Genomic DNA, 14122 nt, shown 5'->3' on the forward strand with positions numbered 1-14122 from the left:
ACGATGCGATGTCCCAGCCCGCGCTGGCCGACGTACTGCCCCTGACCCCCCTCCAGGAGGGTCTGCTCTTCCACGCCGTGTACGAGCACGAGCGGGACGCCGCCGACGTGTACCTCGTACAACTGGTCTTCGAGCTCGAAGGCCCGGTCGACGCAGGCCGGTTGCGTGAAGCCTGGCAGGCCCTGCTGGACCGCCACCCCAACCTCCGTGCCGCCTTCCGGCGGCGCAAGGGCGGGGCGCCCGTCCAGGTCGTCCCGCACCGGGCGACCCTGCCGTGGACGGAGACGGACGTCGACACCGAGGACGCGTGGTCCCGGCTGCTCGACGAGGACCGCGACCGCGGCTTCGACCCGGCCACCCCGCCCCTGATCCGCTGCACCCTCGCCCACCTGGGCAACGGACGGCACCGGCTCCTCGTCACCCACCACCACATCCTGCTCGACGGCTGGTCGGTGTCCGTCTTGGTCCGCGAGCTCCTCGCGCTCTACACGAAGGCCGAGCTGCCGCCCGCCCCCGCCTACCGCACCTTCCTCGAATGGCTGGCCCGCCAGGACCGCACCGCCGCGGAGACCGCCTGGCGTACGGCCCTGGACGAGGTGACCGAACCGACCCGGCTGGCCCCGCCCAACCCCGGCCCCGGGCCCCTCGCCCAGTCCCGCGCCGAACTGCCGGAAGCCACCGGAGCGGCCCTGACCGCCCTGGCCCGCAGGCTCGGTGTCACCGCCAACACCTTGGTGCAGACCGCGTGGTCGATCCTGCTCAGCCGGACGACCGGCCGCAACGACGTGGTGTTCGGCGCCACCGTCTCGGGCCGTCCCGCCGCCCTGCCCGGCGTCGAGTCGATGGTCGGGCTGTTCGTGAACACCGTGCCGGTACGCGTACGGCTGCGCCCCGACCGCTCGTTGAGCGACCTGCTGCGCGAGGTCCAGGACGGCTACATCTGCCTGCTCGACCACCACCATCTCGGCCTGGCCGACATCCAGCGCACCACCGGTCTGCCCGAACTCTTCGACACCCTCGTCGTGTTCGAGAACTACCCGATGGACGAGGCCGCCCGGGCGGGTGCCGACGGTCTCCGGATCACGGGGACGAGCGGCCGTGACGCCACCCACTACCCCGTGACCCTGGTGGCCTTCCCCGGCCCGCGCCTGCGCTTCCGTCTCGCCCACCGCGCCGACCTCTTCGAGAACGGCTGGGCCGACGCCCAACTCGCCCGTCTGGTCCACATCCTGGAGACCCTCGCCACCCACCCGGACCTCCCGCTGGGCCGCCTCGGCCTCCTCGACCCCAAGAGCGACCCGCGCCCCGACCCGGCCACCGAACCGGCCCCCGCGACCCGCACCCTCACCGACCTCTGGACGGCACAGGCCGCGGCCACACCCGACGCGGAGGCCGTACGAGCGGGCGGGACGAGTCTGTCGTACGGCGAACTCGACACCCGTGCCGAGCAGTTGGCCCACCGGCTCACCGCACTCGGCGCCGGCCCCGAGCGGGTCGTCGGCATCGCCCTGCCGCGCACACCCGACCTGGTCGTGGCCGTGCTCGCCGTGCTGAAGTCGGGGGCCGCCTATCTGCCGCTCGACCCGGCGTACCCGAGGGACCGGCTGGCGTACATCGTGGAGGACGCGCGGCCGGTGGCCGTACTGGCGACGGCGGACACGGCGAGGGTGCTGCCCAGGGGAGTCGAGCTGGTCCTTCCGGACAGTGAGGTGACTGAGGGTCAGGCCGGCCCGGCGTGCCCCTCGCCCGACAACCTGGCCTACATCACCTACACCTCCGGCTCCACCGGCCGCCCCAAGGGCGTCCTGGCGACCCACCGCAACGCCGTCGAGTTCGTCGAGTGGGCCCACCGCGCCTTCGGCCCCGAGGCCCTGGAGAAGGTCCTCTTCTCCACCTCCCTCAACTTCGACGTCTCGGTGTTCGAGATCTTCGCGCCGCTGCTGTGCGGGGGACGCATCGAGCTCGTCGACAGTCTGCTGTGCCTCACCGCCTCCGGCACCGACGCGGGGCTGATCAGCGGAGTGCCGTCGGTGATGGCCGGCGTCATCGCCGAGCGGCCGGACGCCGCGCCGCACACCGTCGCCCTCGGCGGGGAGCCCATCCCCGCACAGCTGCGTGAGGAGCTCCGGGCCGCCTTCCCCGGGGCCCGGCTGGTCAACTTCTACGGGCCCACCGAGGCGACCATCTACGCCACAGCCTGGCGCTCCGACGAGGACACGGCGGATGGCTCCCCGCCCCTCGGTGACCCGCTCGCCCGCAACCGCCTCTACCTCCTCGACCAGGCCCTGCGGCCCGTCCCCGACGGGATCGTCGGCGAGGTCCATCTCGGCGGGGGCGGTCCCGCCCGCGGCTACCTCGGCCGCCCGGGCCTGACTGCCGCGCGGTTCGTCGCCGACCCGTTCGGGGCGCCGGGGGAGCGGATGTACCGCACCGGTGACCTCGCGGTCCGCGGCCGTGACGGACGACTGCGGTTCGTCGGCCGCGCCGACCACCAGGTGAAGATCCGCGGCTTCCGAGTCGAACTCGGCGAGATCGAGACCGCGCTGACCGCGCACCCTGCCGTGGCCCAGGCGGCGGTGACGGTCCGTCAGGATCGCCGTGGCGAGAAGCAGTTGGTGGCGTACGTGGTGGGCACGACCGAGGAGGCCGTCCCGGCCGGAGACCACTCGGACCCGCTCGTACCTGTCGGCGATGGCCGGGGCGAGCGTCCGGCTCTCGTGCTCCCGTCGGGGATCGACCCGCGCGGAGACCTCCCGGTCCCGCCCGAGTCCGAGGTGGTTCCGCGCGAGCAGCCGACTCGTGTGCCTGGGTCGGCGATCGCTCCCGTCGACGCAGGCGGCGAGCGCCCGGTCTGTGCGCTTCCCTCGGGGATCGCCCCGCTGGGCGGCCCGCACCGTAACCTCCCGACGACGCCCCAGTCCGAGGTGGTTCCGCGCGAGCAGCCCCCCACTCCGATCCCCGGGGCGGCGATCGTCCCCCTCGACGCCCTCCGTGACCACCTCACCCGCACCCTCCCCGCCCACATGGTCCCCGCCACGATCGTCCCCCTGCCCGCCCTCCCGCGTACCGCCAGCGGCAAGACCGACCGTACGGCCCTGCCCGATCCCGCTGTCCCGGCCTTGGCCGGCGGCGCCCCGCGCACCGCGGACGAGGAGCGGCTGTGCACGATCGTCGCCGACGTTCTCGGTCTGGAGCCGTCCCGCGTCGGCGTCCACGACAGCTTCTTCGACCTAGGCGGTCACTCCCTGCTGACCCCGCGCCTGACCGCCCGCATCCGCACCGACCTCGGCACCGAACTGCCTCTGCGCGCGGTGTTCGACACCCCGACGGTCACCGGGCTGGCCCAGCGGCTGCGGGGCGGGGCCTCGGGCGCGGCGCCCCTGGACGCCGTACTGCCCCTGCGCACCCGGGGCGACAAGGAACCCCTCTTCTGTCTGCCGCCCGCCTCTGGCCTCGCCTGGGGCTTCGCCGGACTCGCCCGCCACCTCGACCCCGACCGCCCGCTGTACGGCCTCCAGTCCCAGGGCCTTGTCCCAGGGGCGCCGCGGTCGAGCAGCCTGCGGGCGACGGTCGCCGAACACATCGCCCGTATCCGCGAGATCCAGCCCGAGGGCCCCTACCACCTGCTCGGCTACTCGATGGGTGGCCTGGTGGCGTACGAGGTCGCCGTCACCCTCCAGCGGGACGGTCACGAAGTCGCTCTGCTGGCCATGCTGGACGCCTTCCCCGGCGTCTGGATCCACCGCGGCCCCCGCCCCACCGACCGGCCGGAGCTGCTGCGCAGCCTCCTCGCCATCCTCGGGCGTCCACAGTCCGAAGAGCCCCTCACCGACGCCCGCTTCGCCGAACTCGTGCGCCGCGTCCCCGACATGACCGCGAGCCTCGACGACGCCGAGCTCGCCGCCCTCGTCGAGGTCACCGCGAACAACCGCCGTCTGATGGAGGAGTTCGCCCCCACGACGTACCACGGTGACCTGCTGTTCTTCACGGCCGCACAGGATCCGGACATCCACCCGGACCGGCATCACGCCTGGCGGCCGTACGTCGACGGACGTGTCGACAACCACGACATCCCGTGTCTCCACGGGGAGATGACCCGGCCGGGCCCGCTGGAGCGGATCGGCCCCGCACTGAACACCGCGACCCTTAGGAGGAACCCCGCATGAGCACCAACCCGTTCGACGACGACACCCTCGAGCACTACGTCCTGGTCAACGACGAGGGACAGCACTCGCTGTGGCCCGCCTTCGCCGAGGTCCCCGCGGGCTGGACGGTCGTGCACGGCCGGGCGAGCCGCCAGGAGTGCCTGGACCACGTCGAACAGCACTGGACCGACATGCGTCCCAAGAGCCTGATCCGGGCCATGGGCGAATAGAACAGGGAGAGTTGAACGATGACCACACGGCGGGCGATCGCCCCGGAAGAGCTCGACACCCTGGACCTGGCGGATCCGCGGCTGCACGCCGAGAACGAACTGTCCGCCGTGTGGCGCCACTTGAGGAAGCATGAGCCGGTCCACTGGAACCCGGCCACCGACACCGCCCCCGGGTTCTGGGTGGTGACCCGGCACGCCGACCTGACCTCCGTGTACCGGGACAACAGCACCTTCACCTCCGAGGGCGGCAACGTCCTGGAAACCCTCCTTGCCGGCGGCGACTCCGCGGCCGGACGCATGCTCGCGATCACCGACGGGGACCGGCACCGAGAACTCCGCCGCGTCCTGATGTCCGCGTTCACCCCCCGCGCACTGCAACCGGTCGTGGCGAGCGTCCGCCGCACGGTCGACCGGCTGCTGCGCGAGGCCCTCGACAAGGGCAGCTGCGACTTCGCCGCCGACGTGGCCGCCGGCATCCCCCTCGGCGCGATCTGCGATCTGCTCGGCGTCCCCGAGAGCGACCGGGCCCATGTGCTCAGCCTGACCTCCTCCGCCCTCGGCTCCCACGACGCCGACGGCACCGCGGCCGACGCGTGGATCGCCAAGAGCGAGATCCTGCTCTACTTCGCGGGCCTCGCCCGGGACCGCCGCGACAGCGGCCACGCGGACGTCATCGCGCTGCTCGCCGGCAGCAGGGTGAACGGCGTGCCGCTGGACGACGACGAGATCATGCTCAACTGCTACAGCCTGATCCTCGGCGGCGACGAGACGGCCCGGCTGTCCATGATCGGCGCCGCCCTCGCCCTCGTGGACCACCCCGACCAGTGGCGGGCGCTCAAGCGCGGCGACGTCGGCACGGATACGGCGGTGGAGGAGATGCTCCGCTGGACGACCCCGGCGCTGCACTCGGGCCGTACGGCCACCGTCGACACGGAGATCGCGGGTCACGCCATCCGCACCGGCGACATCGTGACCGTGTGGAACGCCTCCGCCAATTTCGACGACCGGGTCTTCGAGGCCCCGGAAGAACTCCGCCTGGACCGCACCCCCAACAAGCACTGCACCTTCGCCTACGGTCCCCACTTCTGCCTCGGTGCGTACCTCGCCCGCGCCGAGATCGGAGCCGTACTGGAAGGCCTGCGCGACCAGGTGACGCACCTGGAACAGACCGGCCCGTCCAAGCCGGTCTACTCCAACTTCCTCAACGGCCTGTGCGAGTTGCCGCTGACCCTGAAGTGAGGCTCAGGGGCGGCCCGATGACGTCGGAACCCGGGGAACAGCAGAAGCAGGAGGAGCGCGGTCACGACCGTCACGACGCCGCCGCCCGCGACGGTCCACGTGACGCCGAGGCCGGCGCCGACCGTCCCGTGCAGCAGGTCGCCGAGCCGTGGGCCCCCGGCGGCCACCACCGTGTCGATCCCCTGGAGCCGGCCCCGCATCTCGTCGGGAACGGCGCTCTGCAGGACCGTCCTGCGGAAGACCCCCAGCGCCAGGAGCGCTCCACCGGCCGCCAGCAGCCAAGCCACCGCGGAGACCAGGGAGTGGGCCAGCCCGAAGCCGGCAACCGCCAGGCCCCACACAGCAGCCGAGACCGCCACCGCTACGCCGTGCCGGCCGACACGGGTGAACGCCCCGGAGAACAGCCCCGCCAGCACCCCACCGGCCGAGAGGGCGGCGTACAACACCCCGATGTCCGACGCGCGGAAGGTCTCCGCCGCCACCTGCGGGAAGAGCGCCGTGGGCAGGCCCAGGGAGAGCGCGGCGAAGTCGGAGAGGTAGACGACCAGAAGGATCTGACGGCTCGTCACAATCCGTACGCCGTCCGCGATGTGCCGCAGACTCGTGGTCTGCGGCCGCGCACCGGCGCCGACCGGAGCAAGCGCGGGCAGCCGCCACACGGCCCACACCGTCGCGCAGACCGTGAGGGCGTCCGCCAGATACAGCGTCCGGCTCCCCACGACCGGCAGCAGTCCGCCGGCCAGCAGCGGTCCGGCGATCCCGGCGGACAGCACGACCGTCGACTGCAGCGCGTTGGCGGCGGGCAGCAGCTCCGGGGGCACCAGCCGAGGTGTCACGGCCCTGTGCACCGCGGTGTGGGCACCGAACAGGGCCTGCTGGACACCCACCAGGACGAGCAGCACACCGACGGACCGCAGATCCGCCCACGCCTGGACCCACAGCAGCGCTGACGTCACACCGATGCCGGTCGTGGTCCCCAGCAGCACCCGCCGCCGGTCCCGTACGTCGGCGAGCACCCCTCCCCAGAGCGCCGCAGCGGCCATCGGCACCAGGCCCACCAGCCCGGCCAGCCCCACATACGCCGACGAACCCGAGAAGTCGTAGATCTGCAACGGCACCACGACCGCGGTGAGTTGAGCCCCCAGAGCGGTCACGATCCCGGCCGCCCACAACCGCCGGAACCCACCCCCCCGCAGCGGTCGTACGTCGACCAGTACCCGTTTCCCTCGCACCATGCGGCGATGCTGTGGGCTGTCCTTGGGGCAAGGTCAACCGACGTGGGGTCCGCGAGACGATCACCGTCGTCACCTTGGTGGAGCCGTACTCCCTCGCACCACCAGGCTCGTGGGGACGAGGTCGGTGCCCGGTTCCGCCCCGCCGCTCGCGCGGATCTGCTGGAGTGCCTTCTGGACACAGCGGTGCCCCACCTCGGCGAAGTCCTGGTGGACCGTGGTGAGCGGTGGCACGAAGAACGCCGCGTCGGGGATGTCGTCGAAACCGACCACGCTGACGTCGTGCGGCACGGACCGCCCCCGCTCGTGGAACGCCCGCAGCAGACCCAGGGCCATCTGGTCGTTCGCCGCGAACACCGCCGTACAGTCCGGCTGTTCGGCGAGCACGAGCCCGGCCTCGTAACCGGATTCGGCCGACCAGTCCCCGTACACCGCGGGCGGCACCGGACACCCCGCCTCCGTGAGCACCGCACGCCAGGCCTGGGCCCGCCGCTGCCCCGCGAAGGACGCCTGCGGCCCCGTCACATGCCATACGGTCCGATGTCCCAGATCGAGCAGATGCCGTACGGCCTTCCGCGCACCGTCCGCCTGGTCGGTGTCGACCACGCTGTAGCGGTCGCCGGCGTCGGAGTCCACCACGACCACATGCACCCCGGGCGGCAGCTGGACCGTCCCGGTGTCGAGGAGGTGGATCTCCATGATGACGATCACGGCGTCGACCGCCAGCTCGCCCATGCGCGTGAACGCCCCGAGGACGTTGTCCTGCGTGGGGACGTCGATGGGGATCAGGGTGATCGCGTACCCCTCGGCCGCCGCGTGCGTGGCGATCGCCTCCACCGTGCGGCTGTTGCCCGTCGAGGACAGGCTGAACAGGATCACCCCGATGGTGTTGAACTGGCCGTACCGCAGGGCTCGTGCGGCACTGTTGGGCCGGTAGCCCAGTTCCCGCATCGCCGCCAGGACCTGCTCGCGCGTCGAGCTGATCACCCCGGGCTGACCGTTGGAGACGCGCGAGACCGTCTGCGAGGAGACGCCCGCGAGCCTGGCCACGTCGGCCATGGACACCCGCTGTTTGCGCCGCCCACCGGGGACACCGGAACCTCCCCGCTCCACCACTGCTGCCTCCTCCGTCCGCACACGAATGTGTTGCGTCTCGCACCGGATGTTACGTGTGGGAAACCTTGACGGCCGCAGGAGCGGATGCCACGATTCCGGCGCCGTCATGTTTACGTAAACATGCTGTCATTCCGAAAGGGATTGGTCGATGCGCAAGACCCCCACCAGCGCCCGTCGTACCCCCAGGCTGCGTGCCTCGCTCGTCGCCGTCGCGATCGCGGCGATCGGCGGCGCCACCCTCACCGGCAGCCCCGCCTCCGCCGCCGCGCCGACCACCGACACGACCCAGTTCAAGGGTGTCAACTGGGCCGACCCGCGCGACAACTTCGCCGACGACGAGCTCCAGTTGTCGGGCCTGTCGACCACCGACACCTACGCCCAGACGTACACCAAGGCGACCCGCATCATCGCGGCGTTCCGCGCGAACCTCGGCGCCAACACCGTCCGGCTGCCGATCAACCCGTACACCGTGGGCGGCTCGTACTGGAAGTCGTACCGGGGTGTCATCGACGCGGCGACCGCGCAGGGCTTCAAGGTCATCGTGTCCTACTGGGAGGGCACGGGCGACCGCAGGGACGGCTTCATCGACGACGAGGCCACCTACTGGCCGATGTGGAACACCGTGGTCAAGGCCTACCAGGGCAACTCCCGGGTCTACTTCGAGCCGATGAACGAGCCGCACGGCTACACCGACACCGAGTGGGCCGACATCGCCGCGAAGTGGCTGGACACCTACAAGTCGGTGCCGCGCAACCGGGTCTTCGTCAGCGGCGCCGGCTACAACGACCACGTCACGACGGTGTGCGCCGACCCGCGCCTGAAGGGCACCTACCTGTCGCTGCACCACTACGGCTTCTGGAAGTCGTACGCCACCTACGACGAGTGGGTGGCCGACCTGAAGGTCCGCATCGGCGACTGCGCCAACCGGACCGTGGCCGACGAGTTCGGCGCCCCGATGACGACCGGCCTGAACTACAACGTGAAGACCCCGGACGACAACTTCGTCAACTTCATCCAGGCGGTTACCGACACCTTCCGCGAGCTGAAGATGGGCTCGGTGTACTGGCCGGGCCTGCGCACCGACGACATCTACTCGGTGCAGAAGCTCGTCGGCCCGGCCAACCGGCCGTGGCTGGAGACCACCAACCAGTCCGGCGCGGACCGCCTCGCCTGGGCGTGGGGTAGCGGCAAGCCCGTCAAGGGCTGACCCGCCTCCCAGCCGGCCGCGGTGCCTTCGGGTACCGCGGCCGCTCCCGCACCACGATCCGGACATGGCCGACTCGCGCCCTTCTCACGCCCCCTTGAGCTGCCCAGACTCCTTGTAGGGAGCACAGGGGGGGGAGGCCGCCATGGCCGGGCGTCGACGGGGTAAGGCCGCTCGCGGACGGCGGGCACGGCAGCTGTCCTGGGGCGGCGCGGCGGCGCTGCTCCTCGCGGTGGTGTTCTGGGCGAGTGTGTGGCCGTATGTCCTGGGTGTCGTCGCGGTCGGTGTCGTCGCGGCGATCACCTGGCGGCTGTGGCGCACGGACCGGCTCCTGAGGGGCGGGGACCGCCTCTGGCGGCAGGAGGAGGCGGTGCAGGCGGGCCGGCGGACCCTCACCCAGGTGGATGCCATGACGGGCACCGAGTTCGAGGAACTGGTCGCGGGCCTGTGCCGGCGGGACGGATGCACGGAGGTCCGGCGGGTGGGCGGCGCGGGCGACAACGGCGCCGATGTCCTGGGCCGGCTCCCGGACGGCCGCACGATGGTCGTCCAGTGCAAACGCTACGCACCGAGCAGGGCGATCCCCAACCGCGAGCTGCGCGATCTGCTGGGCGCCCGGGTGCACTTCCGCGCCGACGTGGCCGTGTTCGTGACGACCAGCCGCTTCACCCGCCCCTCCGAGAAGTTCGCCCTGGAGCACGGAATCCTCGCCGTGCACCGCGACCTGCTCGGCCTGTGGAACAACGGGGCCTCCCTCAAGTCCCTGGGCGAGGTGAACGGCCGCGGCCAGGGAGACGCACGGCACCGGGTCCGCTGGAAGAAGGCGTACGGCGGCTGAGGGCGCTTGACCTCAGTGCTGGATCAGCCCGCCGACCGGGACGGCGTCGACATGACCCGACGCCGGAAGAGTGCGCGCCAGCGCGAGGCCGACGTCGACCAGTGACGACCGGCGCAGACGACTGACCTCGGTGATCGGTGTCCAGACCGACTCGGCGGTCTCGCCGTTCGGTTCGGGCCGCAGCTCGCCGCCAATGACACGGACTCCGTAGAAGATCCCGACGTTCTGGTGGTCGGGCAGCCCCGGCACGCGCCGCTCGGCCGCCGGGATCACCCGCGAGTCCACGCCCAGCAGGCGCGCCACCATCGCGTCGTAGCCGGTCTCCTCGGCGACCTCCCGGATCACCGCGTCGAACGGGTCCTCCGCATGCTCGACCCGGCCGCCCGGAAGCGTCCAGGTGCTGTCGCCGTCCGGCGCCACGAAACGCGCGAGCAGCACCTGCCCGTCCTCGATGCACACGGCGTACGCCGCGAGTCGGAAGCTCATCCCGAACAACACCACCCCAGGGAGACGCAGGTCACATTCATCCATGTCACAATCCGCCGGGCCATTCAGTCATAGGTGTGTAGCCAACGACAACGGCAAAGGAGCACACCATGGAAGCCCGACTGAACGTCTTCACCAGCCCGCTCGCCGGCAAGCTGCTGAAGCACTTCGCCATGGCGGGCAAGGTGGTCACCGACTCGGGACTGCCGATGACGACCCAGGAACTGGTGAAGATCCGTGCGAGCCAGATCAACGGCTGCGGGTTCTGCCTCGACATGCACACCAAGGAGGCCGCCGCCGCGGGCGAGACCACGCAGCGCCTCCACATGGTCGCCGCCTGGCGTGAGGCCAAGGTCTTCACCGAGGCCGAGCGCGCCGCGCTGGAGCTGGCGGAACAGGGCACCCGCCTCGCCGACGGGACCGGCGTCCCGGACGAGATCTGGGAGAACGCCGCCAAGCACTACGACGAGGAGCAACTCCTCGCCATGGTCTCCCTGATCGCCGTCATCAACGCCTTCAACCGGCTGAACGTCATGACCCAGCAGCCGGCCGGCGACTACGTGGTGGGCCAGTTCGGCTGAACCTGACGGCCGCTGGGCCGGCCCCGGGGGCTGCAGACCCCGGGCCCTCAGCCGGCCAGCGGGTAGTGACAGGCCACCTGGCGACCGGAGACCGTCGCCGTGAGCCGCGGACGTTCCACCGCACACAGCTCCTGGACATAGGGGCACCGCGTACGGAACGGACACCCCGTCGGCTTGTCCGCCGGACTCGGCACCTCACCACTCAGCACGATCCGCTCCCGCGGCCCCCCTTCCGTGACCGTCCCGTCGTCGATGTCCGGGACCGCAGACAGCAGGGCCTGGGTATAGGGGTGCGCCGGCTGCGAGTACAAGGCCTCCGTCCCCGCGAGTTCGACGATCTCTCCGAGATACATGACCGCGATCCGGTCCGACACATGACGGACCACACCGAGATCGTGCGCGATGAAGACATACGTGAGGCCGAACTCCTCCTGAAGGTCGGCGAACAGGTTCAGCACCTGCGCCTGGATCGACACGTCCAGCGCGGACACCGGCTCGTCGGCCACGATCAGCTTCGGATTCGTCGCCAACGCCCGCGCGATACCGATGCGTTGACGCTGACCGCCGGAGAACTCGTGCGGATACCGGTCCAGATGGGCCGCCGCCAGTCCTACGACGTCGAAGAGCTCCCCGACCCGGCGGCGGACCGCGGCCGCGTCGCCGTACCGGTGCACCAGCAGCGGCTCGGCCACGATGTCTCCGGCACGGCGGCGGGGGTTGAGCGAGGCCTGCGGGTCCTGGAAGACCAGCTGCATGCCGGGCCGCACCGGCCGCAACCGCCGCGTGGACAGCGTCGAGATGTCCTGCCCGTCGAACTCGACACGCCCGCCGGTGAGTTCGGTGAGCCGGACCAGACAGCGGCCCAGCGTGGACTTGCCGCAGCCGGACTCACCCACGACGCCGAGGGTCTCGCCGCCGCGCACCTCCAAGGAGACCCCGTCGACCGCACGGAGTACCTGACGTCTGCCGCGTACGGGGTAGTGCTTGGTGACGTCCGTGGCGCGGAGCAGCACCTCGCCGGGGGGTGCCGGCACGTCCACCGTCACGAACTCCTGTGCTGTCATGACACCGCCTCCGTGTTCACATCGTCCTCGGCCCCATGCCGCAAGCCCGCGCGGTCGTCGGGCGGCAGCCAGCACGCGTCCAGATGTGCGGCATCGCCATGGCCCGCGGTCAGCGCCGGTCGTTCCTCGCATTGCTCGTGCCGCAGTCGGCAGCGCGGCGCGAACGCGCAGCCCTCCGGGACCGTGCCCGGTGAGACGGGTGTGCCGGCAATGGTCGGGAGCCGCCGCAGCCGGGTACCGCCCACCCGGGGCACCGAGTCGAGCAGGCCCCAGGTGTACGGGTGCCGCGGACCGTGGAACACCGCCCGCCGCGGGCCCTGTTCGGCCGCCCGGCCGCCGTACATGACGAGGACCCGGTCGGCGATCTGGGAGACCACACCCATGTCGTGGGTGATGAGCACCATCGCGGAGCCCTGCTGGTTGAGGTCCCGCATGAGATCGAGGATCTGCGCCTGGACCGTCACGTCCAGCGCGGTCGTCGGCTCGTCGGCGATCAGCAGCGAAGGACCGCAGGAGAGCGCCATCGCGATGACCGCGCGCTGCCGCATCCCGCCGGAGAACTCGTGCGGATAGGCGTTCACCCGCGAGGCCGCGTCCGGGATACCGACGTCGGAGAGCAGCTGGACCGCACGGGCTCGTGCCGCCTTGCGGGAGACCTGTTCGTGCGCCCGGATCGCCTCGGCGATCTGCCAGCCGACGGTGTACACCGGTGTCAGCGCGGTCATCGGGTCCTGGAAGACCATCGCGATCTCCCGGCCGCGCACCGCACGCATCTCCTTGTCCGACAGGGTGAGCAGGTCACGGCCACGGAAGCGGACTTCGCCCGACACGCTCACGTTCGGGCTGGTCAGCAGACGCAGTACGGCCAGCATCGACACGCTCTTGCCGGAGCCCGACTCGCCCACCACACCCAGGACCTCACCGGGCGCGACGGAGAAGGAGAGACCGTCGACGGCGGTGACAAGGCCCTGGCGGGTGCGGAAGCGCACGCTCAAGTCCTGTACGTCCAGCAGGGGTTCAGGCATGGCGGGCCCTCGGATCGAGTCGCGCGTACAGGATGTCCACCAGGGCGTTGGCGAGGACCACGAAGAACGCCGCGTACAGGACCGTGCCCATGATCACGGGCAGGTCGAGGTTCTGCAGGGCGTCGAAGGTGAGCTTGCCGATGCCGGGGAGGCCGAAGACCACCTCGGTGAGGAGCGCGGCCCCGCCCACCAGCGCTCCGAAGTCCAGGCCGAACAGCGACACGATCGGGATCAGCGAGCAGCGCAGGGCGTGCCGGATCAGGATCCGTCGCTCGGACAGACCCTTGGCGCGGGCCGTACGGACGTAGTCCTCGTTCAGCGCGGTGACGACCTCCCCGCGCAGCAGCCGGGCGTAGATCCCGGCGTACAGCAGGGCCAGGGTCAGCCAGGGGAAGAGCATGTGCAGCGCCCACTGGCCGGGGTCCTGGCCGAGGCCGACGTAACCGGGCGGGGGCACCCAGGAGAACAGCGAGTCGTGCAGCTGCTTCTGGGTGAGGAGGTTGACGACCTCGCCGAGCCAGTAGGCCGGGAGGGACACCCCGACCACGCCCACGAGCATGATGATCGGGTCGGCGGCCTTGCCACGCAGGGTCGCCGCGGCCGTACCCATGAGGATGCCGGCCGTCATCCAGATCAGGGCCGCGCCGATTACCAGGGACAGGGTCACGGGGGTGGCCTGGATGATCTGCGGGATGACCCGTGAGCCGCGGTTGACGAAGGACTCCAGGTCCCGGTCGATCAGCAGGTGGCGCATCATCAGCAGATAGCGGACCGGCATCGGCCGGTCGAGGCCGAAGGAGTGCCGCACCTGCGCGAGGGTGGCCGGGTCGGCGTTGCGGCCGGCGATCCTGGCCGCCGGATCGACTCCCGGGGTGGCGAAGAAGATCAGGAACACCAGCACACTGATGGCGAACATCACCAGCAGGGCCGAGCCGAAGCGCTTGAGGGCGAAGGCGAGCATG

At 71.2% G+C, this 14122-nt stretch carries 12 protein-coding genes; 6 read left to right on the forward strand and 6 right to left on the reverse strand.

Translation table 11 applies throughout. The features are described from left to right. Positions 1–8: 8 nt before the first annotated feature. The 3 genes from AB0D34_RS01470 to AB0D34_RS01480 are packed head-to-tail and all read left to right on the forward strand — an operon-like array spanning position 9 to position 5614. Positions 9–4166: an amino acid adenylation domain-containing protein gene (locus AB0D34_RS01470; RefSeq protein ID WP_362654739.1), complete on the forward strand. Its 4158-nt coding sequence runs from the start codon at positions 9–11 to the stop codon at positions 4164–4166. Next, complete coding sequence (locus AB0D34_RS01475) at positions 4163–4375, forward strand: MbtH family protein (RefSeq protein WP_362654740.1); 213 nt, start codon at positions 4163–4165, stop codon at positions 4373–4375. Before AB0D34_RS01470 ends, AB0D34_RS01475 begins: the two co-directional genes overlap by 4 nt. A gap of 18 nt (positions 4376–4393) precedes the next feature. Then, complete coding sequence (locus AB0D34_RS01480) at positions 4394–5614, forward strand: cytochrome P450 (protein WP_362654743.1); 1221 nt, start codon at positions 4394–4396, stop codon at positions 5612–5614. Here AB0D34_RS01480 and AB0D34_RS01485 read toward each other — a convergent pair. After that, positions 5563–6849 (reverse strand): MFS transporter, encoded by a 1287-nt coding sequence (locus tag AB0D34_RS01485; protein WP_362654745.1) that lies wholly within the window; start codon positions 6847–6849, stop codon positions 5563–5565. The genes AB0D34_RS01480 and AB0D34_RS01485 overlap by 52 nt on opposite strands. 69 nt (positions 6850–6918) lie before the next feature. Beyond that, complete coding sequence (locus tag AB0D34_RS01490) at positions 6919–7962, reverse strand: LacI family DNA-binding transcriptional regulator (protein ID WP_362654748.1); 1044 nt, start codon at positions 7960–7962, stop codon at positions 6919–6921. Between the two features lie 148 nt (positions 7963–8110). On the opposite strand from AB0D34_RS01490, the gene AB0D34_RS01495 reads away from it, so the two are divergent. Both AB0D34_RS01495 and AB0D34_RS01500 read left to right on the forward strand, forming a co-directional pair. Then, on the forward strand, positions 8111–9169 hold the full coding sequence (locus AB0D34_RS01495) for a cellulase family glycosylhydrolase (RefSeq protein ID WP_362654751.1): 1059 nt from the start codon (positions 8111–8113) through the stop codon (positions 9167–9169). 142 nt (positions 9170–9311) lie between these two features. Next, positions 9312–10004, forward strand: a complete 693-nt coding sequence (locus AB0D34_RS01500) for a restriction endonuclease (RefSeq protein WP_362654754.1) — start codon at positions 9312–9314, stop codon at positions 10002–10004. Between the two features lie 12 nt (positions 10005–10016). On the opposite strand, the gene AB0D34_RS01505 is transcribed toward AB0D34_RS01500, so the two are convergent. After that, on the reverse strand, positions 10017–10490 hold the full coding sequence (locus AB0D34_RS01505) for an NUDIX hydrolase (RefSeq protein WP_362654756.1): 474 nt from the start codon (positions 10488–10490) through the stop codon (positions 10017–10019). Between the two features lie 110 nt (positions 10491–10600). Here AB0D34_RS01505 and AB0D34_RS01510 point away from each other — a divergent pair, with 110 nt between their 5' ends. Further along, entirely contained in the window at positions 10601–11071 is a 471-nt protein-coding gene (locus AB0D34_RS01510; RefSeq protein WP_362654759.1) for a carboxymuconolactone decarboxylase family protein, read from the forward strand. 47 nt (positions 11072–11118) lie between these two features. Here the strand turns inward: AB0D34_RS01510 and AB0D34_RS01515 are convergent, their stop codons facing one another. Genes AB0D34_RS01515 through AB0D34_RS01525 form a run of 3 tightly spaced genes read right to left on the reverse strand, consistent with a single transcriptional unit; the run spans position 11119 to position 14121 of the window. After that, positions 11119–12135 (reverse strand): oligopeptide/dipeptide ABC transporter ATP-binding protein, encoded by a 1017-nt coding sequence (locus AB0D34_RS01515; RefSeq protein ID WP_362654762.1) that lies wholly within the window; start codon positions 12133–12135, stop codon positions 11119–11121. Then, positions 12132–13160, reverse strand: coding sequence for an ABC transporter ATP-binding protein (locus AB0D34_RS01520; RefSeq protein ID WP_362654764.1), 1029 nt, complete (start codon positions 13158–13160; stop codon positions 12132–12134). The genes AB0D34_RS01515 and AB0D34_RS01520 overlap by 4 nt, the downstream gene beginning before the upstream one ends. Then, positions 13153–14121 (reverse strand): ABC transporter permease, encoded by a 969-nt coding sequence (locus AB0D34_RS01525; protein WP_362654767.1) that lies wholly within the window; start codon positions 14119–14121, stop codon positions 13153–13155. The genes AB0D34_RS01520 and AB0D34_RS01525 overlap by 8 nt, the downstream gene beginning before the upstream one ends. Position 14122: the final 1 nt, after the last annotated feature.

Source organism: Streptomyces sp. NPDC048420, assembly GCF_040651535.1.
In the GTDB taxonomy this organism is placed as follows: domain Bacteria; phylum Actinomycetota; class Actinomycetes; order Streptomycetales; family Streptomycetaceae; genus Streptomyces.